At 39.6% G+C, this 24744-nt stretch carries 19 protein-coding genes; 6 read left to right on the forward strand and 13 right to left on the reverse strand.

Annotation, left to right across the window (positions count from 1 at the left end; all coding sequences use genetic code 11):
* Nucleotides 1-18: 18 nt before the first annotated feature.
* The 3 genes from ptsP to I6N96_RS17380 form a co-directional block, all read right to left on the reverse strand.
* Complete coding sequence (ptsP, locus tag I6N96_RS17370; RefSeq protein WP_209558841.1) at nucleotides 19-1746, reverse strand: phosphoenolpyruvate--protein phosphotransferase; 1728 nt, start codon at nucleotides 1744-1746, stop codon at nucleotides 19-21.
* Complete coding sequence (locus I6N96_RS17375; protein ID WP_086349025.1) at nucleotides 1746-2012, reverse strand: phosphocarrier protein HPr; 267 nt, start codon at nucleotides 2010-2012, stop codon at nucleotides 1746-1748. The genes ptsP and I6N96_RS17375 overlap by 1 nt, the downstream gene beginning before the upstream one ends.
* Before the next feature lie 166 nt (nucleotides 2013-2178).
* Nucleotides 2179-2361 (reverse strand): hypothetical protein, encoded by a 183-nt coding sequence (locus I6N96_RS17380; protein WP_209558842.1) that lies wholly within the window; start codon nucleotides 2359-2361, stop codon nucleotides 2179-2181.
* Nucleotides 2362-2743: 382 nt separating this feature from the next.
* On the opposite strand from I6N96_RS17380, the gene I6N96_RS17385 reads away from it, so the two are divergent.
* The gene (locus I6N96_RS17385; protein WP_209558843.1) at nucleotides 2744-4987 is read left to right on the forward strand and encodes an ATP-dependent Clp protease ATP-binding subunit; all 2244 of its coding nucleotides are present in this window, start codon (nucleotides 2744-2746) and stop codon (nucleotides 4985-4987) included.
* Between the two features lie 262 nt (nucleotides 4988-5249).
* Nucleotides 5250-5564 (forward strand): DUF1827 family protein, encoded by a 315-nt coding sequence (locus I6N96_RS17390; protein WP_209558844.1) that lies wholly within the window; start codon nucleotides 5250-5252, stop codon nucleotides 5562-5564.
* 44 nt (nucleotides 5565-5608) lie between these two features.
* Here the strand turns inward: I6N96_RS17390 and I6N96_RS17395 are convergent, their stop codons facing one another.
* Nucleotides 5609-7186, reverse strand: a complete 1578-nt coding sequence (locus I6N96_RS17395) for a peptide chain release factor 3 (protein ID WP_209558845.1) — start codon at nucleotides 7184-7186, stop codon at nucleotides 5609-5611.
* A gap of 428 nt (nucleotides 7187-7614) precedes the next feature.
* Between I6N96_RS17395 and I6N96_RS17400 the strand changes: the two genes are divergently transcribed.
* A complete protein-coding gene (locus I6N96_RS17400; RefSeq protein WP_209558846.1) occupies nucleotides 7615-9093 on the forward strand; it encodes a helix-turn-helix domain-containing protein in 1479 nt (492 codons plus the stop codon).
* A 194-nt stretch (nucleotides 9094-9287) separates the two neighbouring features.
* Here the strand turns inward: I6N96_RS17400 and I6N96_RS17405 are convergent, their stop codons facing one another.
* Both I6N96_RS17405 and I6N96_RS17410 read right to left on the reverse strand, forming a co-directional pair.
* On the reverse strand, nucleotides 9288-10667 hold the full coding sequence (locus I6N96_RS17405; RefSeq protein WP_209558847.1) for a hemolysin family protein: 1380 nt from the start codon (nucleotides 10665-10667) through the stop codon (nucleotides 9288-9290).
* A 517-nt stretch (nucleotides 10668-11184) separates the two neighbouring features.
* Nucleotides 11185-12327, reverse strand: a complete 1143-nt coding sequence (locus I6N96_RS17410; protein ID WP_245187033.1) for an AI-2E family transporter — start codon at nucleotides 12325-12327, stop codon at nucleotides 11185-11187.
* A gap of 360 nt (nucleotides 12328-12687) precedes the next feature.
* Here I6N96_RS17410 and I6N96_RS17415 point away from each other — a divergent pair, with 360 nt between their 5' ends.
* On the forward strand, nucleotides 12688-13119 hold the full coding sequence (locus tag I6N96_RS17415; protein ID WP_209558849.1) for a GNAT family N-acetyltransferase: 432 nt from the start codon (nucleotides 12688-12690) through the stop codon (nucleotides 13117-13119).
* A 239-nt stretch (nucleotides 13120-13358) separates the two neighbouring features.
* Nucleotides 13359-13832, forward strand: coding sequence for an IS200/IS605 family transposase (gene tnpA, locus I6N96_RS17420; RefSeq protein ID WP_209558850.1), 474 nt, complete (start codon nucleotides 13359-13361; stop codon nucleotides 13830-13832).
* Nucleotides 13833-14018: 186 nt separating this feature from the next.
* Here tnpA and I6N96_RS17425 read toward each other — a convergent pair whose 3' ends face one another.
* The 7 genes from I6N96_RS17425 to I6N96_RS17455 form a co-directional block, all read right to left on the reverse strand.
* Nucleotides 14019-14975 (reverse strand): alpha/beta hydrolase, encoded by a 957-nt coding sequence (locus I6N96_RS17425; RefSeq protein WP_209558851.1) that lies wholly within the window; start codon nucleotides 14973-14975, stop codon nucleotides 14019-14021.
* Nucleotides 14976-15258: 283 nt separating this feature from the next.
* Nucleotides 15259-16584 (reverse strand): ABC transporter substrate-binding protein, encoded by a 1326-nt coding sequence (locus tag I6N96_RS17430; protein ID WP_209558852.1) that lies wholly within the window; start codon nucleotides 16582-16584, stop codon nucleotides 15259-15261.
* Nucleotides 16585-16600: 16 nt separating this feature from the next.
* A complete protein-coding gene (locus I6N96_RS19810; RefSeq protein ID WP_209558853.1) occupies nucleotides 16601-17437 on the reverse strand; it encodes a carbohydrate ABC transporter permease in 837 nt (278 codons plus the stop codon).
* 4 nt (nucleotides 17438-17441) lie between these two features.
* Nucleotides 17442-18356 (reverse strand): carbohydrate ABC transporter permease, encoded by a 915-nt coding sequence (locus I6N96_RS17440; protein WP_209558854.1) that lies wholly within the window; start codon nucleotides 18354-18356, stop codon nucleotides 17442-17444.
* A gap of 374 nt (nucleotides 18357-18730) precedes the next feature.
* Complete coding sequence (locus tag I6N96_RS17445; protein ID WP_209558855.1) at nucleotides 18731-20212, reverse strand: response regulator transcription factor; 1482 nt, start codon at nucleotides 20210-20212, stop codon at nucleotides 18731-18733.
* A gap of 78 nt (nucleotides 20213-20290) precedes the next feature.
* Nucleotides 20291-22030: a cache domain-containing sensor histidine kinase gene (locus I6N96_RS17450; protein WP_209558856.1), complete on the reverse strand. Its 1740-nt coding sequence runs from the start codon at nucleotides 22028-22030 to the stop codon at nucleotides 20291-20293.
* Nucleotides 22031-22079: 49 nt separating this feature from the next.
* Nucleotides 22080-23393, reverse strand: coding sequence for a glycoside hydrolase family 28 protein (locus I6N96_RS17455; RefSeq protein ID WP_209558901.1), 1314 nt, complete (start codon nucleotides 23391-23393; stop codon nucleotides 22080-22082).
* Between the two features lie 285 nt (nucleotides 23394-23678).
* On the opposite strand from I6N96_RS17455, the gene I6N96_RS17460 reads away from it, so the two are divergent.
* Nucleotides 23679-24683, forward strand: coding sequence for a LacI family DNA-binding transcriptional regulator (locus I6N96_RS17460; protein WP_209558857.1), 1005 nt, complete (start codon nucleotides 23679-23681; stop codon nucleotides 24681-24683).
* The last annotated feature ends 61 nt before the right edge of the window (nucleotides 24684-24744 follow it).

Here is a 24744-nt window from a genome sequence, read left to right on the forward strand (position 1 = left end):
GTTTGAATAATCAATTGATTACTTTGTATATTCTTCTACTAGTTCAACAACTTCTTCCATTGTATCGCACTCGTTAAGGGCGCGCTCCGCAAGTTCAGCCATTTTACCAGTATCCAAACGTTTCATTAAGCTGCGTGTTTTCAGAATAGATGTCGCACTCATTGAGAACTCATCCAGACCCATACCTACTAATAGAGGTACAGCAGTCTGATCTCCCGCCATCTCACCACACATACCAGCCCATTTACCTTCAGCATGCGCTGCATCAATAACGTTTTTGATCAAACGTAGGATTGATGGGTTATATGGTTGATATAGGTAAGAAACACGTTCGTTCATACGGTCAGCAGCCATTGTGTATTGGATCAAGTCATTTGTTCCAACACTGAAGAAGTCAACTTCCTTAGCAAATTTATCAGCAATAACTGCTGCAGCAGGAATTTCAATCATGATACCAACTTGAATCGTATCTGACACTGTTGTTCCTTCACTTACTAAGTTTTGTTTTTCTTCATCGAAGATTTTCTTCGCTGCTCTGAATTCCTTCAGAGTAGCTACCATTGGGAACATGATACGCAAGTTACCATGAACAGAAGCACGCAGCAATGCACGCATTTGCGTACGGAACATGCTGTCTCCTTGTTCAGATAAACTGATACGTAATGCACGGTAACCCAAGAAAGGATTCATTTCATGAGGTAATTGCAAGTATGGCAGCTCTTTGTCTCCGCCGATATCCATCGTACGAACAACAACAGGTTTACCGTCCATGCCCTCAAGAACTGCTTTATATGCTTCATACTGATCATCCTCAGTTGGGAAATCAGGTGAATCCATATAAAGGAATTCCGTACGGTACAAGCCGATTGCTTCACCGCCATTTTTGTGTACGCCTTCTAGATCCTTTGGTGTACCAATATTGGCAGCTAATTCAAAGTGCTTACCGTCAGCTGTTTCAGTTTTAGCATTTTTCAGCTTTTCCCATTCAGCTTTCAGGTCAGCATATGCTTGTCCTTTTGCTTCGAAATCTGCTTTTTCAGCATCAGATGGGTGGATAATTACATCTCCATCGATACCGTTAACAGCCAACATGTCACCGGCCTTAACTTTAGCAGTGATTTCCATTGTTCCTACGATTGCAGGAATTTCAAGTGAACGAGCCATGATAGCTGAGTGAGACGTACGTCCACCAATGTCAGTAACAAAGGCTTTTACGTAAGTTCTATCCAACTGAGCTGTATCACTTGGTGTCAAGTCATGAGCAACAACGATAACCTCTTCATTGATCATTGAAGGATTCGGTAATGTTACTCCCAGTAAATGAGACAGAACACGTTTCGCTACGTCGCGGATATCTGCTGCACGCTCTTGCATGTACGCATTATCGTCCATCGCTTCGAACATACCGATATACATATCAGTAACTTCTTTCAATCCTGATTCAGCATTTACTTTATTGTCTTGAATATTTTGTTTGATTTGTCCGATCATTTCCGGATCAGCTAAAACCATCAAGTGTGCGTCAAAAACCTGCGCTTCTTCTTCACCAAGACTTTTAGCTGCTTTTTCTCTGATAGCCTGAAGTTCTGTTGTAGATTTAGCCAAAGCATCCTCTAAACGTTTTTCTTCAGCAGCAATATCATCTACAGAAACTTTATTGAATGATAAGTCCGGCTGAACAAGAAGATAGGCTTTAGCAATTGCAACACCATCACTTGCGGCAATTCCCTTAAGCATCTCAGTCATTATTCAGACAGTCCTTCTTTTTTCATTGTTTCAACGATTGCAGCAATTGCGTCTGCTTCGTCAACACCATCAACAGTGATAGTAACATCAGAACCTTGACCTACGCCAAGAGACATAACGCCCATGATTGATTTCAGGTTAACTGATTTACCTTTGTACTCTAAGTTAATATCAGAGTTGAATTTGCTTGCTGTTTGTACTAGTAATGTAGCTGGGCGTGCGTGAATCCCTGTTTCTGCTACAACGTGAAAGTCTTTCTTTTCCATATGAATCGGTCTCCTTCGTAAGTAAAATATTTTTTTATGTTAGGGTTTTCTATCCATACATCAATTGTATAAAAAACGACCCTTTCAATTTTTAAGATTACCATTTTTTTGAAGTTGTTACAACTGTTTTCAACGAAATTTTAAGGAATAGCGTAAACCTTTTCAATTAATTGACAAATCGGTAAATGATTTTTCCATTCAATCCTGCCTCACCGATTATTTTCTCACGATCCTCCTGCACTTTCCAAGCTTCCCTAAACAGACTGAAATCCTTCTGCTGGATGACGATCTCCGTGATCGTACCTTCCTTCAATTGCTGGATTTCTTCTTCAAATGAATGTTCAAACATAGAAAACCCCACTCTCTTTCTTTTCTTGGAGACATCCTGTCTCTTCAAACACCGCAGTCTTCAATAATCAGTCAACACTGTCTATTTTCAAGCCTAGTTTCTCTTGCGCGCCTCAAACTTATTGCTATAAATAGTTTTAGCAAAGAGGGTGCTTTTTTAAACTGTTCCCATTTTAAAGGAAAGAACAGTATTTGTCTAAAAAATCCAGCTTTTATTTATTAGAATCCACCTGTTGCTGATGCTTAATTTCAAAGCCAAATACTTGATTCTATTGAAAAACGTGCTATAATATTTTCAAAGGTCAAAAAAGGTCAGTTATATTTTTGATCTTTAAATTTGACTTAAATTTCAGTCTTACAAGTGAAAGGACGTGCATTAGTAGATGATTTGCCAAAACTGCAAGCAGAATGAAGCTACAATTCACTTATACGCAAATGTCAATGGTCAGAGAAAACAATTGGACTATTGCCAAAGCTGTTATCAAAAATTAAAATCACAAGCAAATAACACGCAACCAACGATGTCTCAGGACCCATTTGGTTTTGGAAGCCTAGATGATTTATATCGCTCACTTTCTCGTCAAATGCAACAAGGAGATCAACTTGGTCAGCAAACACCCCCAACCCAATTTGGAGACGGTAACGGCATCAACGGTCAGCCTCCTAGAAGAGGTGGACAAGGTGAAGGCCTTTTAGGCGAATACGGCATCAACATAACCGAAGCAGCCAGACAAGGCGACATCGATCCCGTTGTCGGTCGTGATGAAGAAATCAAACGAGTGATTGAAATCCTGAATAGAAGAACGAAAAACAATCCGGTATTGATCGGCGAGCCTGGTGTGGGTAAAACCGCTGTCGTAGAAGGCTTGGCTCAAAAAATCATTGATGGTGATGTTCCTCAAAAACTTTTGGAAAAAGAAGTCATTCGTTTAGATGTTGCTTCTCTTGTTCAAGGGACAGGTATTCGTGGTCAATTTGAAGAAAGAATGCAAAAGCTGATTGAAGAAATCAAACAAGCAGAAAATATTATTCTTTTCATTGATGAAGTCCATGAACTAGTTGGTGCAGGTGCTGCCGGTGACGGTAACATGGATGCCGGCAACATATTAAAACCAGCATTAGCACGCGGTGAGCTGCAAATGGTTGGCGCAACAACCCTGACAGAATATCGGATCATCGAAAAGGATGCGGCATTAGAACGTCGGATGCAGCCAGTTCGTGTAGATGAGCCTACTGTTGATGAAACGATCGAAATCTTAAAGGGTCTGCAAAAACGTTATGAAGACTATCATCATGTAAAATACACAGATGAAGCAATCAAAGGCGCTGCCTATCTTTCAAACCGTTATATTCAGGATCGATTCTTACCAGATAAAGCCATCGACCTGTTGGATGAGTCCGGTTCAAAAATGAACTTGACGATTCAAATCGCCGATCCGAAAACAATCGAAAAGAAACTGGCAGATGCCGAGCAGCAAAAACAACAGGCCTCTGCTGAAGAAGACTTTGAAAAAGCTGCCTATTATCGTGATCAGATCAATAAGCTGCAGGCGATGAAGGATAAACAGATCAGTGATGAGGAAACACCGGTCATTACTGAAAAAGTTATCGAAGCAATCGTAGAACAACGGACTGGTATTCCTGTTGGTGATTTGAAAGAAAAAGAACAGACTCAGTTAAAAAATCTGGCTATCGATTTAAAATCAAATGTAATCGGACAAGATGATGCTGTAGATAAGGTTGCGAAAGCCATTCGAAGAAACAGAGTCGGCCTAGGTAAAAAGAATCGACCTATCGGCTCCTTCCTGTTCGTTGGACCTACTGGTGTCGGTAAAACTGAATTGGCTAAACAGCTGGCCTTTGAACTATTTGGTTCAGAAGATACGATGATCCGTTTTGACATGAGTGAATATATGGAAAAACATAGTGTCTCTAAACTGATTGGTTCTCCTCCAGGCTATGTTGGCTATGAAGAGGCTGGACAGCTGACAGAGAAGGTACGCCGCAACCCTTATAGCTTGATTCTTCTTGACGAAATCGAAAAAGCTCATCCAGATGTCCTGCATATGTTCTTGCAGATTCTTGATGATGGCAGATTGACAGATGCACAAGGCAGAACCGTCAGCTTTAAAGATACGATCATCATTATGACTAGTAATGCCGGCAGTGGTAAGATTGAAGCCAACGTTGGTTTCGGTGCTGCACGTGAAGGTGTTACTCGCTCGATCCTAGGCCAGTTGAATAATTTCTTCACACCAGAGTTTCTTAATCGTTTTGACGGCATCGTTGAATTCAGTGCTTTGAGTAAGGAAAATCTATTGAAGATCGTCAGCTTGATGCTGGATGATGTCAACAAGCTTCTTTCTCAGCAAAAGATTCACATTGATGTACCGACTGATGTAAAAGAAAAACTAGTGGATCTTGGCTATGATCCGGCAATGGGGGCTCGCCCGCTGCGTCGAACAATCCAAGAACAAATTGAAGATGGTATCGCTGAATACTATCTGGATCATCCGGAAGAACATGAGTTGACTGCCGCTTTGACAGATGATGAAAAAATCATCGTTACTGGTCAAGCAGCAGAAGTCGAACCAACAGCTGAAACAGCTGAAAGTGACGCTGAGTAATTAATAACAGTAAATGAAATGAGCAGCAAATAAATAGTCTGAGTCCAAGTTATCAACCTTACGGATTCAGACTATTTTTATACAAAATCACCTGATTGCATAAAAAACAAAAAAAATCGTATTTCTGAACATATTTTTGTGATGATTTGTGGTAAAATTTAAGCATAATTCTTTTTATTTTCGCAAAAGCATTCTATAATGATATTGTGCTATATAGTTTACATATCCCTAAATAACAAATGAGAAAAAGAGAGGTGATAACATGAAATTAATCAATGTAACCAACAGCCATAGAAAAATGGTAAACAAGCAGTTGGAAAGTACAGACGCTCATCTTGTCAAAGTGTATTCTGCCGGCAACACGACTGCGATATATTCTGAAGCGGAGCAGCATGTCGAGATCTTGATCCTGAACCAAAAACGAGCAATCAGAAAAGCTGAGGCAAATGAGATTCTGAAGTTTTTCATAAAGCGTATTCCGAAAGAATTGATCCAAAAAGATAAAATTGAAATGATCGAGTTGAAGGGGATTACAGAGATATCGATCCCGCTGACAGGTGCTTTAGTTAGAACCTGAAAAAAATACAGATTCCGATAGCATTTATCGGAATCTGTATTTTTTTATAATAAACTCTTCAATTCTACATCAGGATACTTGTCAGCAAACCAACGCATCGCAAACTGATTTTCAAACAAGAACAGCGGCTGATCGAAACGATCCTTCGCCAAGATATTTCGGCTGGAGCTCATTCGCTCGTCCAAGTCCTCAGGTTTGATCCAGCGGGCAATTTTAGAGCCCATTGGTGTCATGATCACTTCAGAATTGTACTCATTCAGCATTCTATGCTGGAAAACTTCAAACTGAAGCTGTCCTACAGCGCCAATGATGTAATCTTCTGTCAGGTACGTCTTATAAAGCTGAATAGCTCCTTCCTGTACCAGTTGATACATCCCTTTATGGAAGGATTTCTGTTTCATCACATTTTTTGCTGTGACCTTCATGAACAGCTCAGGTGTGAAGGATGGAAGTTCTTCATATCTAACCTTCATTTTCCCTTCATACAAACTATCACCAATCTGATAGTTCCCAGTATCGTACACACCAATGATATCGCCGGCAACAGCTTCTTCAACATTTTCTCTAGCATCTGCCATGAATTGCGTCACATTGCTGAGTTTTATTTTTTTATTCGTTCTTTCCAGAGTCACATCCATCCCTCGTTCAAAGGTTCCCGAACAAATCCTGACAAAAGCAATTCTATCTCTGTGGGCTGGATTCATATTGGCTTGAATTTTGAAGACAAAGCCGGAAAATTCTTCTTCATAAGGGCTGACTGCTTCGCCATCCTCTGTTTTATGAGCATGTGGCGCAGGGGCAAACTTAAGGAATGTTTCAAGGAACGTCTGAACACCAAAGTTCGTCAATGCAGAACCAAAGAAGACAGGTGTCTGATTTCCTTGAGCAATCTTCTCTTCATCAAAGGAATCTCCTGCTTCTATCAACAGCTCTACATCCTCTAATGCCTGATGGTAAAGATTGTTTTGATTCAGCTCGTGGGATTCAGGAATCGTTCCATTTTCCAACGGAATGAAGCGCTGCTCGTCCTCTGTACCGGAACGATAAAGCTCTACACGATGATTATGGATATCATATAGGCCTTCAAGTCCTTTACCCATACCTATCGGCCAGTTCATTGGATAAGATTCAATCTCAAGAACTTCCTCCAGCTCTTCCAAAAGATCTAAAGGCTCTCTTCCGTCACGATCCAGTTTATTGATAAAAGTAAAGATTGGAATCCCTCTTTTTTTAACTACCTGAAACAGCTTTTTCGTTTGCGCTTCGATCCCTTTCGCACTATCAATAACCATGACCGCACTATCCACAGCCATCAATGTCCGATAAGTATCTTCAGAAAAGTCCTCATGTCCCGGAGTATCCAGTATATTGACTCTTTTACCATCATAATCAAATTGCATAACAGAACTTGTTACAGAAATCCCACGCTGCTTCTCAATTTCCATCCAGTCGGATTTCGCAAAGTTCCCTGTCTTTTTCCCTTTGACTGTTCCCGCTTGACGAATCGCTCCGCCAAACAGTAAGAGCTGCTCTGTGATTGTTGTTTTCCCCGCATCCGGGTGAGAGATGATCGCAAAGGTACGGCGACTATCTACCTGTTCTTTTAAATGTGGATTGTTCATTATAGTTCGTGCTCCATTTCCTTAAAATTTAAAATATATAGATCTTGTTAAAGCGTTCATCATGTGAGAAACGGTCCTTGACCATCAGATAAACAATGGCAGCAAAACCTTCCTCTATTCTTTAATAGGATTTATACATATATGTTAATCTTTGATTTACTTATGTCTACATTGGCCTTCTCCTGTTAATAATTTCAACTAGTGTAGTATATCATGGAATAGGGAGTAATTTCAAAATTATAAATGCGTGAGTTTCCTTAAAATTGTGTACTTTTTTAAGCTTTTTTCTGAGAAATAATATATAATCTTTATAACACTTAGTTGTTTTTAGCAAGTCGCTTGTATAAGAGAGCAGTTATTGAACGATGTAGTCTTATGTAATTGTCAGAATTATCTTGAAACAACAGAAGGATAAGGAGGAGCACCTCATGTTTGAAAAACTCATTCTGGAGGAAGTTACTAAAAGAAAGCTGACCTTATTTAATCTACTGGTTAAACTACCGGATGATTACTATAGTATCAATTTCTTAGAAAACAATTTGGATTACTCTTATAGTCGGGTGTCCTATCTGTTGGAATTGATTCAGCAGGATCTTGATGATATCAGACAAGAACCTGTCTCATTTATAACAGAACAAGGCATCCATTACGATCGATCCGTCTCTTATGATCAATACTATCAATACCTGATTACCCAAAGTATCCCTTATTTACTGATTCTTTCTATTGTTTACTACCCAAAAGACAGTCTGGATGATTTTTGCAGGAAAAATTTTTTGAGCAAGGCTTCTGTTATTAGGAAGTCCAAGCCCCTCAATGATTACCTTAAAAACTTTAACATCAAGCTGAATATCTCTCAGCTTAAACTGTCAGGCGAAGAGCGTCTTATTCGAATCGTGTTGTACACCTTGATTTGGTTCACTTCTCAAAGTGTCAATCTGCCTAAGGCAAATATCGAAATAGACTACAAGAGAGTGATTGATAACATCAGCCCTTGTTTTCCGGAAAGTCACAGCTATTCTGCAACAAAACAGATTTGCCTGATGCTTGATATCATCTACTTACGTGTTACAAATGGCAACGTTTTAAGAGAACAGATAAAAATCTCTTCTTATGTTCCAACGAGCCTCCAGCGGGGAAAGGACTTTTTCGATCCGATTGTAAAAGATCCGGCCGTCTTAGCAGCAGAGTGTCAGTTCGCTGCGCTGCTGTTGATTATCACGCCTAACTTTTATACTGAATCTGATCCACGCTTCCCGTTGCTTCAACTGTATCTTGAAACAGAAGAAAATCAGGCAACAACACTTTTCCAAGAGTTTTGGACATTTTTGGAGCAGGAATACGGATTTAACAGTTTAGAACATAAAGTTCTTTACGGCAATACTGCCAACATTCTTTTTCCAGTAATCATTTTTAAGAAGACATTACCTGGTATCTTGACCGTAAATGCAAAATCAAGCTTCCTTCAAAATAAATATTTTTTGGAGTTATTTGGGGCGTTCAAGTCTTTCTTCAAAAAGGTATCCAAAAGAAAAAACTACGGTTGGATCACAGAGTATATCAATCAGATAGCAACAGCCTTTGCTCTATTGCTGTACCCAACTTGGGAAAACCTAATGACCAACAGAACAATCAAAGTCGGCTTGATTGCTGAGTCAAACTACTTGTTGACACAGCAGCTGATCAATTATCTGGATGAATTTGTCTTTGTCGAGCTCGGTGCTATGAGCGACAATTGTATGGATTTCGATCTGATCGTAGCTACTTCTTCTTATTTACTACCTGAGTATTGTCCTGTACCTAAATTTGTTTTTAGGTATTCACTGGATAATCATCGGCAATTTATTGACCTCTATCAAACTTTGAAAGAAGTCCAAATGAATAAAAATACTCATGAGAAAAAATAGAAAGAGGCCGAGACAGAAGTGTTTAGCTACAAGCAGTAAGCCGGAATTCACGAAAATTGTTTCACAAATTTTTGTTGCATTCCGGCTTATTGTCGTAGGAGCTGCTTCTGACTCGCCGTTTATTCGGATTTAGGGTATGGAAAAGAGTGGAACAGATTATTGTCCCACTCTCTTCTCTTTTATTCTTTTTATTGTTAACGTCTTGGTTCGTCGTCCTCTACATCTCTGCGGAACAGTCGTCGGCCTTCTTCAGGCTCTTCATTAACAATTTCCTCGTCATGAAAAATGACTCTCAGAACAAGAATTCTTGCTCCTTCCATCTCTTCAGAAATGAGCGTGACATTTCCAACATCAAAAGACAGCTTCTCACCTTCATCAGGAATCGTTCCTAAAGCAGTGATCAAGTAACCTGCCATCGTATCGACATCACTCATATGCAAGTCCGTTTCAAATACTTCGTTGAATTCATCAATAAGCATTCGTCCTTGAATAAGATATTCGTGATCATTTACTTTTGAATAAAGGTTTTCTATCTCATCAGATTCATCATCGATTTCACCAACAATTTCTTCTAATAGGTCTTCTAGAGTAGCCAGACCAACGACGCCACCATATTCATCAAGCAAAATTGCCATTTGGTTTTGCGTGCGTTTCAGCTCATATAACAAATCATCAATGAAGATCGTTTCAGGTACAAACAAAGGTTCCTGAATGATTTCTTGAAGATTGATCTTGTCAAAGCCTTTCTCATGTGCTGCTTTCAACAAGTTTTTGGTGTGTAGTATTCCGATTACTTTATCTTTATCATCATTATAAACAGGAATTCTTGAAAAATTCTCAGATAAAACAAGATTGATATTTTCGTCAACAGTATCTTCGATGTTGATCATGAATGCATCTGTTCTCGGAACCATTACTTCACGAGCAACTTTAGTATCTAATGAGAAAACACCCTGCAGCATTTCAAGCTCATCATTTTCCAAAACGCCCTCTGTTTCCAATAAGTAACGCATTTCATCTCTTGTCATCTTAGAATCTTCATCATCAAATTTCATTGGTGTCAGTCGTGAAATCAAATCCGTGGAAGCTGAAAGCAGCCAGACAAACGGTCGAGCGATCATTCCTAAGAATTGAACGGGACCGGAAGTGAATTTTGCCACTTCTTCAGATTTGTTCATCGCAATTCGTTTTGGATAAAGCTCACCAAACACAATGGATACATAGGTCAATAACGCCAAAATAATGATACTTGCTAAATTTTTGGCAAACGCCCCGCCACCAAGTACCGGTGCCAAGCGTGAAGATAGATTATCTGCCAAGGATGCCCCTGACAGGATGTTTACCAACGTGATCCCAACTTGGATCGTAGAAAGAAAGTTATTGGGATCATCTAAAATCTTCAATAATTTTCCAGCTTTGGTATCACCTTCCTCAGCTTTTTGCTCCAAACGGTTTTTGTTGACAGAGACGGCAGCGATCTCAGCAGCAGCTAAAAAGGCATTGATCAATGTCAAAACGACTAGTAATAAAATTTGCGCGATAAGCGACTGACTCTCGGGGTCAGCATTGTTCATAATTGTGTTCTCTCCTCTTTCTTGTTGATGAAACTGGTCAGGTGACTGCACAGTTTCTTCATTCTTGTAGTTCGATGTCCATTATCTCTAGATGTTCCTGCAACAGAATAATGGCTCTCCTCTTTCTTGTGGTTAGAACTACTCTAATAATTTCGTAGTTCCTTCTTTTTTGAGGTCCGATATCCCCTCTTCTAAGCTTCTAAAGAAGCAAGAATAGCGGTTCTCCTCTTTCTTGTTGATGAAACTGGTCAGGTAACTGTACAGTTTCTTCATTCTTGTAGTTCGATGTCCATTATCTCTAGATGTTCCTACATCAGAGTAATGATCCTCTATTCATTTCTCACTCGTTTATCGATCCTGTTGTCTTATTTGGTTTTCTGAATAAATAAAGGCTGGTTTTATCTATCCTGATTGCATTGAAAAAGACGGTATTTTCTCAAAAAAAGTGATAAAAAACGTGACTACATCCATTCAGTAGTCACGATAAAAGCGTATCACAAGTGGATAATTATTTCAATCATTGTCCACTATTTTTCGTCTCAGTTGAATTTTCTAAAACAAGGGCTGCCCGCTCTTCCTTTTTACCACGTTGAACGAGTTCAATGATGAAAAGAACGATTGTTCTACAAATAGCATAAAAAGGTACTCCAAGGAAGATTCCCAATAGTCCGGCAAGGTTTCCGGCAACCAGCAAAATCAAGATGATCGTCAATGGATGGATCTTCAATGTTTTACCGATCACATTCGGATAAATAACATTTCCATCAAGCTGCTGTACGATCACTACAACCACGCAGCATAACAATGCTTTGAACGGTTCATCGAAAACAGTCACAAACACAGCCGGTGCCAGTCCTAAATATGGACCCAAATATGGAATCAGATTCGTTAATCCGGCAATCACACCGAATAAAAAGGCGTATCGTACACCAATTAAGGAATAGCCGATGATCGTAAATGTCCCAACAAACAAACATTCAATTGCCTGTCCGCTGATATAGCTGGATAAGGTTTTATTCAGCTGTTCCAATAAATTAACGATATCTGCTTTTCGTTTTTCCGGCATGAATTTTTGAATCCCCGGAACCAGACGTTCACCATCCTTCAACATATAAAACAAAATGAATGGTGCTGTAAAAATCACGATTGTCGTTGACGCTACGGTAGATACGATCGATCCGAGACTACTGGACAAGCCGCTAAGGAATTGTTGAATAATATTTCCATAAGAGATATCCAATTGCTCAATATAGCTTGTTAAATCGAGGTCTTTGAATACCGGCAGTGCCGCAATTTGATAAATCCACTCCTCGATACTTTTGAAAACATCCGGAATACTTGATGCCAGACTGGAGAGCTGGCTCGCTAAGCTTGGGATAACACTAACTAATATCCAAATAATAGCAGCAAGCAATAGAACAAATACAATGATAATTGCATAGATTCGCTTAAGTTTCAGCTTCGTCAACAGCTTTACTAACGGATTCAAAATGTAATACAAAAATCCTGCAACCAATACAGGTGCAAATAACGTCGAGAAAAATGTTCCAATAGGCTCAAACAGGAAGTTGATTTTTGTAGAAACCCATACTAGGGTTGCCAATACCAACAATTCAATTGACCAGAACATCAGCTTCGACTGCTTTAACTTGTCAAACAATATACCCCTCCTAACAATCATTTCATTTAATAGATTTTAGCATACCTCATAGATAAAAGAACAGTAATCATGCTCTCTCTATTCTATCACTAGCAGCAACAGAGAAGAATCCCATTTTTGCAGAACAACTGGAAACTTAATAAAAACTAAGCAAATCAACTAAAAAATTTATTACTTTGACAAAAAACTTTCTTCTAATAACATCACAAGCGCTCGACTGCCTCAATTTATTTTCTAAAGGTCCCTCTAGTCGATCAATAAATTATTTTTGTAGTAATGGCAAATCATTTTCAGCCCTTTGATAACATGAACACAATTGTTTGTAGTATAATCAAGCTATCTTATTTTTGGAGGTCAACTATGAAAATCGTTCATACTAAGGATACAATGAGTGACATCTATCTTGACGCGTTGCGAATTCGTCATCAAGTTTTCATGATCGAGCAAGGTGTTCCAAAGGATATTGAAATCGATAAATATGAGGCTGCCTGTGTTCATTTTGTTCTATATACAGAAGATCAGGCTGCAGCTACCTGCCGACTGCTTCCGCTAGAAGATGGCGTGATGAAACTGCAGAGAATGGCTGTCTTAAAGGAATATAGAGGAAAAAGCTTAGGACGAGAAATCGTTAGTGAAACAGAATCATTTACCAGAAAACAAGGCTATAACACGGTCACCTTAGGAGCTCAGCTGACTGCGGTAGAATTTTACGAGAAGCTTGGTTACTCAAAGCACGGTGAGCAGTTCATGGATGCAAATATTCCCCATTATCAAATGGATAAATCTGTTTGATGGAGATGTACTTCTTAAAGCTGTATTCCCAATATTTCAATCTATTCTAATTGAAAATGAAGCTTTTCTGTCATTTGTTCCTGACAGAAAAGCTTCATTTTTTATTGTATGTTCTGAAAACCCCTAGCTATGCTAGGGGTTCCGGAGAGCTTCCAGCGTGGTATCAAAAAAGCCTCCTAAACTGTTAAGATGAGGTTGGTTTCCCGACCGCCACATCAAAAATTTTAGGAGGTACCTTTATGAAAAAGGTTAACGAAAGTTTATCACACACAGTATGGAAATGTAAGTATCATTTGGTATTTGCGCCAAAATATAGAAGGCAAATTATTTATGGAAAATACAAGACAAGTATAGGTGAAATACTCAGAGAACTATGTGAAAGAAAAGGGGTAGAAATCATAGAGGCAAACGCATGTAAAGACCATGTTCATATGCTAGTTAGTATACCACCAAAATTAAGCATTTCTCAATTTATGGGTTATTTGAAAGGAAAAAGCAGTTTAATGATTTTCGACAGACATGCAAATCTGAAATATCGATATGGCAATCGAAAGTTTTGGTGTCGAGGATACTATGTGGATACGGTAGGAAGAAACAAGAAGCAAATAGAAGAATATATTCGTAATCAACTTCAAGAGGATTTAGTAGCAGATCAGCTAACGCTATTTGAAGAAGTTGATCCGTTTACAGGGAAAGAAAATCGGAAGAAGTAGAAAAGGGCTCCTTTAAGGAGCCGTGAGGAAATGTGGTGCACGTGGGAGACCTTTTCTTCAGTGAGCCTTTCAGGCTCTGGCCGGTAATAGAGGCTTACAGCCGCAGAGCAAACCTCCAGTTCACACTGGAGGTTTTGATTTATAGTCCGCTCTAAGTGCTAATTCAAATAGAAACTTGGTCTATTTCTATTCTTTTAAAGCATTTCGTTTGTTTAACCAGTCCGTTGCAGTGTCCATAGCAGCTCTTGTTGCGTTGCTTTGGTCCATCGAATTGACCATCACGAAGTCATGGATCATTCCTTGGAATTGAATCTGGGTCACATCTACTCCGGCTTCCCGCAAATGACGTGCATATTCTTCCCCTTCATCTCTTAATACGTCTGCCTCACCATTTAAAATCATAGCAGCTGGAAGTCCTGTTAAATCATCCTTTGTTGCTTGCAGCGGTGAGATTGTTTTGATTGTAGAATCTTGCCCTTCTGGTAGATAGTTCTCCCAAAACCATTTCATCCCATCCTTTGCTAAGAAATAATCTGTTGCAAATTGGTTATAGGATTCGGTATCAAAGGCATGGTTTGTTACAGGGTAAAACAAGAGTTGTTGATTGATTTTAGGACCCTTTCTGTCCTTCGCCAGCATTGTTACGACTGTTGCCATATTCCCGCCAACACTGTCACCAGCAATGGATAGTCGATCTATATCATAATTTCCACTTGCATCTTCAACGATTTTCAATAGGGTTGCATAGCTTTGCTCGATTGCTGTCGGGTATTTTGCCTCAGGAGAGCGGTCATATTCAGGAACAAAAACGATGGAATTCGTTCTCACAGCTAACTCTCTCACTAATTTATCATGAGTATCGGCACTGCCAAGCACCCAACCAGCACCATGAATATAAAGGATCACCGGTAATTTCCCTGACGCATCCTTTGGTTTTACAGTGCGTACATTGATTGTCCCATAATCGCCAAGATCCCATTTCTGATCCTCAATTGCCGCATCAAGCTTTTCTACAGGGGAGCTTTGCACCTTTTCCAACAAAGCACGTGCTTCTTCAACAGGTAATTGATAGATAAATGGCGGATTTGCGTTTGCTTCACTAAACTCAAGTGCTGTTTTTTCTAAAGAAATTCTTTTTGTCATGAAAAGTCCTTCTTCCTTGTTAGTATAGAATAATCATAGTAGCTTCATTTACTTTCTACAACTATTCAGCCTACACCAACTTATTAAAAGTCATCAGCCAAAGCTGCTATTTATTGGTTTCATTACAAAAATAGGGCACAAAGAAAGACCGTGCACCACAACAGCACGGTCTTCTTCCTGTTTTATCTATCTAATCGTTCTAATCCTATCTCCCAATCGTTTTAAAACAATTTTGTTTATTTTCTATTATTCTTACACGAAGGATACCTTTGTTTTTGAGCATTTAGTTCATTGCATCGTCATATTTAACTTTTGAATCCTCGATTGCTTTCGCCCATTCATCAAGGAAGGCTTCTACTGTTTTGTCTCCACTCATCACTGCTTGGATACCAGGATCTACTTTGTTGTCCAAGATAGAACGGTAGTCAGGCAAGTAGAATGGCGGCTGGTAAAGCTCTGTATCAGGATCGTCATAGACATCAAAGGCTACCTTGATATGCTGTGCATCCTTGATCCAATCTTCACTCAATACATCTGAGTTTGTAGGGATTTGTCCAATTTTTTCATTCCAGTAGCTTTGGCTTGAAGCTGAATTCAAGAATTCAACCAGTTTCCACGCTTCTTCCGGATGATCTGTATTGGCAAATGCCGAGATTCCAATTGTGTTCCCGCCTTCAGCTACATAGTTGCCTTCTGTTGATTTTGGCAATGGTACTGCTTCAAACTGATCCGCTTCCAGCGATTTACTGTGCTCCCCGAACGAACCAATGTTGTGATGCAGAATCGCTGCTTTTCCTGTATCGAAAACAGCAACCATCTCTTTGTAGCCATTTGTGATATCACTTTTCGGTGTGTTTTTTTGGTATAGCGCAAAATATTTTTCAAGAAACTCTACGTGCTTCGGATCGTTGACAGTTGCTTTTCCATCTTTATCAACATATTCTGTGATACCTGAATAAGCATACATCAAACGCTGCAGCTGAAGCGATCCGCCGGCACCACCACGAATCGTGTAGCCGTACATATCGTCTGTCGTCAATTTATCTACATCTGTGAAGAAATCATCCCAAGTCTCAGGTGCATCTAAATTATTTTCAGCGAATACATCTTCACGAATCCACAGGATATCCAAATTTTGTGTGTACGGAATCCCATAAAGCTTGCCATCTTGAACGATTTCTTTGTTGAATTCGATTGCGCCTTCATTGATTAGCTCTTTAAGCTCGGAATCCTTCAGGTAATCATCCAAAGGCAGTAACGCACCACGGATTGAAAACTCAGGCAGCCAGCTGGATTGTAAAGAAGCAACATCTGGTGTGTCATTTGCCGCAATCGCTGCATCCAGTTTCGATTTTGCCTCGTCTTTCGGTAAACCAACATATTCAACTGTGATATTCGGATTTTCTTTTTCAAAATCTTCAATCAGTTTTTCCCAAATCGGTGTTCTGTCAGGACCGGAATTTTCATCCCAGAAAGTCAGTTTCACTTCTTCTCCCTCACCGGAGCCAGTTTTTGCTGCATTCGAGCTGTTGCTTCCCGAACCACAGCCAGCCAATAATAACCCTGATAACGCCAATGTACCCGCTAACTTTAAAGCTTTCTTTGACATTTTTATTCCTCCTAATTTATCCTTTGACAGCTCCGCCCATACCATTCACTAAATGTTTTTGTGCAAACATGAAAAGAATGATCGATGGAATCAAAGCAATGATACTACCTGCCGCTAATGCGCCATAATTCACGTTAAACTCACCCATCATAAAGCTCAAGCCGACTGGTAAGGTAAATTTACTTTGTACATTCGTCAACATCAGTGCCAGCAGGAACTCGTTCCATGCATAGACGAAGATATTGATTCCAGTTGCTACAACTCCCGGTAATAATAATGGCACGATAACTTGGCGGATCGCCTGCATTCTTGTCGCACCATCGATCGCTGCCGCTTCCTCCAGCTCAGCCGGAATCCCGGAGATGAATCCGCTCATCAGTATCGCTGAGAAAGGAATTTGTACAGCTGAATATACCAACATCAATGAAATCGGATTACTGATCATTCCGATATTGCTGAACATAACGAACAATGGAATGATCAGCATCGAACGCGGGATGAACTGTGTCATCAACAGAATCAGCATGAATACCCGTTTTCCCTTGAAATCATACCGGGCTAAAGCATAGCCGGCCAATACAGATAAGACCAGTGTCAATAGAACGGTGCCTACACCAACAACGACACTGTTGGTAAAATATTTTTCAAACCCAACGTCATTCCAGGCATTGATGAAATTCTGGAAGGTTGGACTGGATGGTAAATACTGAAGCGGTGTTTGTATGATATCTCCTTCAGGCTTCAATGCCGTGTTCAATGTCCAATAAATCGGAAACAATGTCCAGACCAGCATCATGGCCAAAGGAAAGTAAAAGGTCAATGTTTTATCTAGTTTTCCCTGTCTATTATACACAAGACTATGCCTCCTCGAATTTAGAAATTTTCAGATATACTAATGCAATAATTGTCAGAATCAAGAATGCCACAACCGTCAATGCTGATCCATAACCAAAGTCACTACCGTGTACAGCTGTTTTAGCTATATACATTGCATAGGTCATCGTTGAGTTGGCGGGTCCACCGTTGGTCAGATTGTACATCAGATCCACATTGTTGAATTCCCACACGGTTCTTAATAATGTTGTCAATACGATCGTCCGCTTTAATTGCGGCAATGTGATGTTAATGAATGACGTCCAACGATTTGATCCGTCCATAGCAGCTGCCTCATACAGCTCCTCTGGAATACTTTGTAAGGAAGCCAGGATCGTCACAGCGAAGAACGGAATCCCGCGCCATAATTCTGCAACAACCACAGCGATAAACGCACTGTTTGTACTTGCCAGAAAGGCTTGTGGTTCATTGATCAGTCCAAGGTTCATTAGAATATCATTGAACACCCCCATGTGCTCGTTATACATCAAACTCCACATTACTGAAGTAAGTACTCCTGAAATTGCCCAAGGGACAAAGACAAATCCTCTAGTCAGCCCCCTGAATTTGAATTTTTTATTCAGGATCAACGCAATCCCCATCCCGAACCCGAGCTGCAGCACTACTTGAGAAACAACCCATTTCAAGCTGTTGATCAAGCTGGGAATAAAATAAGCATCTTCTGTAAATATTTTCACAAAATTATCGAAGCCGGCAAATGAATCGTAGAACGGTGCCGAGATATCGTAGTTTTGAAAGCTATAATAGAAGATTCTAGCCATCGGAAAGAACAAAAGAGCAGTGATCATGACTAATGTCGGTAATAAGAGCAAGTAGGGTGCTTTTTGCAGCTTTTTCTTCTTCTTCTGTACTTTCGGCAGTGTAACTTCTGTTTCCATTTTTCTCCTCCTAACGTTTTCCATATGAATCCCACTAAAAATATCTTGCACAAAATGCGACTATTGACTAATAGAAACTATTTTCGCTGTTATCATTCAGTGACGTTCATCTATACTAATAAAATACTAGAAAACGGTTACAACCAACATTCATTATTTTAAGACAAATGTATAATTTTTTAAGATAGGAGGAAATAGCGTGTGTTTCTTCACAAATAAAATAATTTTGAAACGCCTAATTAAGCACGTTTATGTAGAAGCAGCCATAAACGAAAAAATACAAAAAGAAGAAAAATAGATAGTTAAATGATTTAACCTGCATCCTATTTTTCTTCTTCTTCCCTGTAGACATCAGTCTTTTTCTCTACAAAGGATTATTTGATCGTTTCTTTCTTTTCTTCTTCCTTATAAACATTTCGATACTGCTTCGGCGATAATCCGCTATCCTTTTTAAAGCAGCTGGAAAAGTAATTAGGATTCGTAAAGCCTGTTTCCAATGAAATATCCGTAATTGTTTTATTTGTATGACGAAGCAATTGATAGGCTGCCCCCATTCGCCGCCCAAATAAGTACTCTGTATAATTTTTCCCAGTTTCACTCTTGAATAGATTGCTTAAATACGGTGGGGAAACATGGATGTTCTCGGCAACCAGCTGCAAGGAGATATCCTCATCTGCATAATGAGCATCAATAAATCGCTTCGCTTGCTGAATGATCGTATCTGACTTACTGCCAACCTCTTGATTCTTTTGCCAAATCGCTGCAATTTCCTTCACTGCCGACAGCATTTCTTCCACCACAGTACTGGATGTGATTTTTTGATACACAGTAAACTCATCATATACGATTGCATGCTGTGCCGCCTGAAAAAGCATAAATACCTGCTTCATCAAAAACGGCCGAATTTGCGACAGCGGCAATGTCATTAGGCTACCATTCAACTCCAAGGAGTCTAGGATTTCATAGACCCGTTTTGGTGCTCGATTCTCGATTTGCTGTCCTAATCTCTGCTCCAGCTCGATCAGTACCGGCGAAAAATCCAAACGAGATCTTTGCGGATCATAGACATAGACGCCCGGCTGATCAAATTTACTTTTTTCAAAGCTGATGCGCGCTTCAACAATCTTCTCTCCAAGAACCTCCGGTTGATCACTGATAATACTAAGACCGATCCAGCCTTCTTGCCTATTTAAAAACTCCCTAAGCTCCGGGCTGTTCTGCCATCTATAAAACGCCTCCTGCTGATCCCTCAAATGAATCAATGCAAAATACGTATTATCCTCCAATCGAAGAACTTCTTTTTGAAAGCCTGATGGGATCTCAAGTGTTCCCTTATTCAGAAAATAGCACATACATAAATAACTGCTGTCGATTGGAAACAATGTATTGATTTGCTCATTTCCTTCCTGCTTCTTTGACAGGATAATTCCCTTTACCAGTTCTCTTCTCTGATATTCCCAAGAAGCCTGTTCGTTCATCGCTTCCTCTTCCACCAGCTTGAATGCTTCATCAACCTGAGGCAGTAAGACAGACGCATCGACTGGCTTTAAAATATAGTCAAAGGCCTTCAAGCTGACTGCTGACTGTGCATAACTGAACTCGCTGTATCCTGTCAAAAATATAATCTGACAGGCCTTATTCAAGCTTGCGATCTCTTTGCCCATCGCAAGCCCATCAACAAAGGGCATATTGATATCTGATAAAACAACTTGCGGTATGTTCTCTCTATAGCATTCAAGTCCTTTTTGTCCATTATCTGCTTCAAATATCTCGGTCACACCAATGGTTTCCCAAGGAAGGGACATCAATGCTTTGCGAATGATCCACTCATCTTCTACAATTAATAGCTTTCTCATTGTCTTTTCTCCTCACCCATCTGATTCTCCGATACTATTGATTGATGCAATCCCAATCATGTCTTTTGAAATGCCCTTCTATTTTTCCTCTCCCTTTGGTATCACGATTTTGATCAGTGTTCCGTTTTTACAGTTTTCGATCCATAGTCCATAAGAAGAACCAAAGCAGTTTTTGATTCGCAGATTGACACTTCTCAGACCGATTCCAGTCACTTTACGACTGCTTAAAGAAGACAGATTGATTTCTTCATTGATGATTTCCAGTTGTTCATCTGATATCCCTCGACCATTATCTTTTATGATCAACAGGACATCTCCGTTGCTTTCCTTTACCTGAATCTCTAAAAGTCCTTTACCAGTCAACTCCTTCAGCCCGTGATAAATCGAATTTTCAACAACCGGCTGCAGTGAAATTTTAGGGATCAATGCCTGCAGCAGCTTCGGATTCTCTACTGCTATCGTATAATCAAAGCGATCTCTATAGCGGTAACTCATGATCATCAAATAGTTTTGAACGTGATCCAGCTCTTCTTCAAGAGTGATCAGTAAATTCCCTTTACTGATCCCTGTTCGATAGAATTCTGCTAAAGAACGGGTCATAAGTGACGCATCCTTATTCATTCCCATATCACTTAAACTCTGGATAGAGTACAACGTATTGTAAAGGAAATGCGGATTGATTTGTGACTGCAGCAGCTCGATTTCCAAACGACTTCGTTCATCATAATTTTTTTCGTTTTCATTAAGCAGTCGCTCATTTTTTTCAATCATGGAATTGAAGCTGCTGTATAAAACAGCCAGCTCGTTAAAATGCTTTTGATTGATTGCCAGAGGTCCTTTATGATCCGTGATACTGGTTGCTTCGATTTCTCTCGCTAGATTTTGGATCGGTTTTGAAATATAACGTCCCACAACGATCACCATTAGTGTCCCGGCAAGAAATAAAAACAAGAACAAAGCTGCCGCCAAGGTCAGATAGGCCGACTGACTTTTCTGTAAATCCTTATCCGGAAACACTGCCACTAGCTGCCATTGGTTCAAGCTAAAGGTTTGACTTTCAATATGATAGCTCATACCATCTGCAGATTTGACCTGCCAATTATCATCCAGATCTTGAAACAGCTCTTTGGGGAATAATCGATCAGATTTTGAAATATTCATTGTCGGACTAACTAGAAACAGACGACCATTATCCGTTATAAAGCTTTCATTCAGAAGATTTTCAATATATTCATACCGCAGATTAAAGACGATCACACCACTTGCCTCAGAGGAGCTGTCCCCAATGATTTTGCAGATAGAAATTGTTTTTCGTTCATTCTGGGAAAAAGGACTTTCGGTAAAATCCAGCCAGAAATATTTAGCTTCACCATTTGCCAGATCAAAAAACGTATGGTAATTGATTTCATTCAGGCCCTGAGCGATCTCACCACCATTAAAGAAGAACTCCCCGTCATTTACATTGATGTAAATCGAATCAAGAATATCCTGAAATCGATAGTACAGGTCTTTGATGCTGCTGTTCATATTGACGGCTTGCCTCAGTGCATCACTTTCATTATTGATCACCTCAAGCAAGTTCGGATTATTATTCAGATTTACGACCTGTTCGAACATCTGATCAAAGGTTCGCTCCAGCACACTGTATCGATCCTTCACAGTGTTCTCTACATTTGTATAGGCAGTATCAGTTACCTCTCTTGTTGTCGTCACGCTGGAAAATATCAATGAAAATATAATGATGACGGCCACAAATAAAATATAAAACGTGTTGAGAACTGTATTTAATGAACGGGACTTTTCTTGTTTTTCCTTCATCCTTTGATCGATCCTCTCTATAAAAATAGTTCTCTTATTCCCGCTCTATTCATATCCTGTCAAATTGATTCTTTCCCAAGCTCTTTGCACGACAATTCAGGATCTCTATTTCTCTTGAATCTTCAATCTGAAACGCTTCCCCTAGATGGTTTTCTATTGTTACTCGTTCAAAAATGATATTCTCTGCAAAATGAACGATAAAGCCTTGATTTTTCATTTTTTCGATGCCCATCATCATTGCCGGCTCACCTGCTTCTGCTTTTTCAGCTAAAGAAACTCGAACATTATCAAAAGTGATATCAGAGGCATATTGCTCCGCTAAGCCATAGATGAAACCAGCCGAGGCTTGTACATTTTCAGCTGTGATATTCGTGAAATGAATTCTTCTAAAGCAAGGGGTCTCATCTGTGACTGGCTGAGGATTCTTATCCCAAACATATTTCTCCTCGCCCTTCGGCCCCCAAAAATAGTATAAATTGATAATAAATGGACACACTACATTTTCCATGACAATATTGCTGATGCGAATATCCTCTACAATGCCGCCTCTTCCACGACGTGATTTCAAGCGAATCCCACGATCCGTTCCTTGAAACACACAATTAGAAATCGTCACATGACGAATATCACCGCTCATTTCACTTCCCAGAACAACACCGCCATGTCCATGAACCATCGTGCAATTTGTGATCGTCACATTCTCACAGGAAATCCACTCCTCCGTCTCTTCTGTTCCTGCTTTGATTGCAATACAGTCATCTCCAACATCAATATGGCAATTGCTGATACGAACATTCTTACAGGATTCCGGATCGATTCCATCTGTATTAGGAGAATCAGCTGGATTCAAGATCGATACATTGTCTATTGTGATGTTTTCACAAATAATTGGATGAACTGTCCAGCTAGGTGAGTTCGTTAGGCGAACATCTCTGATAGTTATCCTAGTACATTCTTGAAAGCTAATCAGATTCGGTCTTGGAAACTTAAGTTTCTCCCGCTCATTGCGAAATAGCTGCCACCATTTTTTCCCATTACCATCAATCACACCAAAGCCGGTCACCGAGATATTTTCTGCATTTTCTGCATATAAACAAGAGGCATAGACTTGCTGCTGCACCCCTTCCCAACGAGAAGAAACGACAGGATAATCTGCCTGATCGTCAGAAAATTTTAAAATAGCTCCAGGCATTAAATAAAGAGAAATATTACTTTTCAAGAAAAGTGCTCCTGTCATAAAAATCCCTGTTGGAATAACTACCCTTCCCCCACCATTCTCAGCTGCCGTATCAATTGCTTGCTGAATTGCAATAGTATTCATTTTCTTATCGGGTGATGCACCAAAATCTGTAACGGTATAAATGCTCTCTTTCACAGGTTCCAATTTCATAGATTTTAAACTCCTCCTACTTCTAACCAAAGTCTTTAGTTACAATTTACCGCTTCTTTTGATTGAATGCCTTTTCATTTCCAGACAACTCTTTTACCGCAGAATCGTCTCTTCCACAATAGACTATCATACTTTGTAAGAAAATCCAATCACATTTTCACGTGTGCATTGCTGTTAAACAAGGATTTTTTATATTGACAACAGAAGAAATTCATACTATGATGTTAACGTTCACAATTATTGAAAACGAGGTGAGCTATGGTAACCATAAAAGACATTGCAAAAGTTGCAGGCGTCTCTCATACGACTGTTTCTCGTGCATTGAATGATAACCCATTGATCAAGCTCGATACACGAAAAAAAATCCAACAGATTGCAGAAGAATTGAATTATGTTCCGAATTTCAATGCTAAAAGCTTGGTCAATCAAAAAAATTACATGATTGGACTGTTTTTTTCCAGTATCGATCAAGGGACTAGTTCAAGCTTTCTAGTCGATGTAATCACCGGTATTCATTCTATTTTAGATGAGAGCTATAGTCTATCTGTCGAGGGTATCGATGAAATTCGAGCACTGGAACGGGTCAATTTTCAGCGTTATGACGGCATTGTGATTATGAGCCAAAGTGACAATGATGGTGCCTTTATCGACTATGTCAAGCAGCAGAAGATTCCTTTTGTTGTTTTGAATCGTCCATTGGAGGATAAAGAGATTATCAATGTTCTTGCTGATGATGCTGAAGGTGTGACGGAAGCGATTGATTATGCGATACAATTAGGACACAAAAAAATTGCTTATATTGGAGGAAAAGACGATTTTCGCTCTTCCAATGAACGTAAGCAAGGTCTAATCAACAGTATGGAAAAAAATCAGGTGCCGATAAATCCTGACTTTTTCTTTCGTGGTGACTACAGCATTGAGAGCGGGTTTGCCGAAATGAAGCATATCTTAGCCCTATCTACTCTTCCTACACTTGTGTTTTGTGCAAATGACGATATGGCTATCGGTGCGATGCGTGCCGCTGCGGAAAAAGGATTTCAAATTCCAACAGATATTTCCTTGATTGGATTTGATGACAGCAAGCTAGTTGCCTATCTGAATCCACCGCTGACAACAGTCCATAAACCAATCAAAAAAATCAGTCAGACAGGAACTGAGCTGTTACTAAAAATGATTGATGGAGAAAAAATCGAGCCGCAGCAATACCGAGTTAAAACCAGTCTGCAAATCAGAGAATCTGTTTCAGCTATTTCAAAGACGTAAGTCTTTGTTTTGAATAAAAATGTTCACGTGTGCATAAAAATAAAAAAAGGAGTTTGATCAA

This window comes from Enterococcus larvae, from assembly GCF_017830045.1.
In the GTDB taxonomy this organism is placed as follows: domain Bacteria; phylum Bacillota; class Bacilli; order Lactobacillales; family Enterococcaceae; genus Enterococcus_L; species Enterococcus_L larvae.

Bases quoted from the DNA above. Each gene is read 5' to 3' on its own strand.
- ptsP (WP_209558841.1), bottom strand. From the start codon at position 1,746: ATGACTGAGATGCTTAAGGGAATTGCCGCAAGTGATGGTGTTGCAATT.
- I6N96_RS17375 (WP_086349025.1), bottom strand. From the start codon at position 2,012: ATGGAAAAGAAAGACTTTCACGTTGTAGCAGAAACAGGGATTCACGCA.
- I6N96_RS17380 (WP_209558842.1), bottom strand. From the start codon at position 2,361: ATGTTTGAACATTCATTTGAAGAAGAAATCCAGCAATTGAAGGAAGGT.
- I6N96_RS17385 (WP_209558843.1), top strand. From the start codon at position 2,744: ATGATTTGCCAAAACTGCAAGCAGAATGAAGCTACAATTCACTTATAC.
- I6N96_RS17390 (WP_209558844.1), top strand. From the start codon at position 5,250: ATGAAATTAATCAATGTAACCAACAGCCATAGAAAAATGGTAAACAAG.
- I6N96_RS17395 (WP_209558845.1), bottom strand. From the start codon at position 7,186: ATGAACAATCCACATTTAAAAGAACAGGTAGATAGTCGCCGTACCTTT.
- I6N96_RS17400 (WP_209558846.1), top strand. From the start codon at position 7,615: ATGTTTGAAAAACTCATTCTGGAGGAAGTTACTAAAAGAAAGCTGACC.
- I6N96_RS17405 (WP_209558847.1), bottom strand. From the start codon at position 10,667: ATGAACAATGCTGACCCCGAGAGTCAGTCGCTTATCGCGCAAATTTTA.
- I6N96_RS17415 (WP_209558849.1), top strand. From the start codon at position 12,688: ATGAAAATCGTTCATACTAAGGATACAATGAGTGACATCTATCTTGAC.
- tnpA (WP_209558850.1), top strand. From the start codon at position 13,359: ATGAAAAAGGTTAACGAAAGTTTATCACACACAGTATGGAAATGTAAG.
- I6N96_RS17425 (WP_209558851.1), bottom strand. From the start codon at position 14,975: ATGACAAAAAGAATTTCTTTAGAAAAAACAGCACTTGAGTTTAGTGAA.
- I6N96_RS17430 (WP_209558852.1), bottom strand. From the start codon at position 16,584: ATGTCAAAGAAAGCTTTAAAGTTAGCGGGTACATTGGCGTTATCAGGG.
- I6N96_RS17440 (WP_209558854.1), bottom strand. From the start codon at position 18,356: ATGGAAACAGAAGTTACACTGCCGAAAGTACAGAAGAAGAAGAAAAAG.
- I6N96_RS17445 (WP_209558855.1), bottom strand. From the start codon at position 20,212: ATGAGAAAGCTATTAATTGTAGAAGATGAGTGGATCATTCGCAAAGCA.
- I6N96_RS17450 (WP_209558856.1), bottom strand. From the start codon at position 22,030: ATGAAGGAAAAACAAGAAAAGTCCCGTTCATTAAATACAGTTCTCAAC.
- I6N96_RS17460 (WP_209558857.1), top strand. From the start codon at position 23,679: ATGGTAACCATAAAAGACATTGCAAAAGTTGCAGGCGTCTCTCATACG.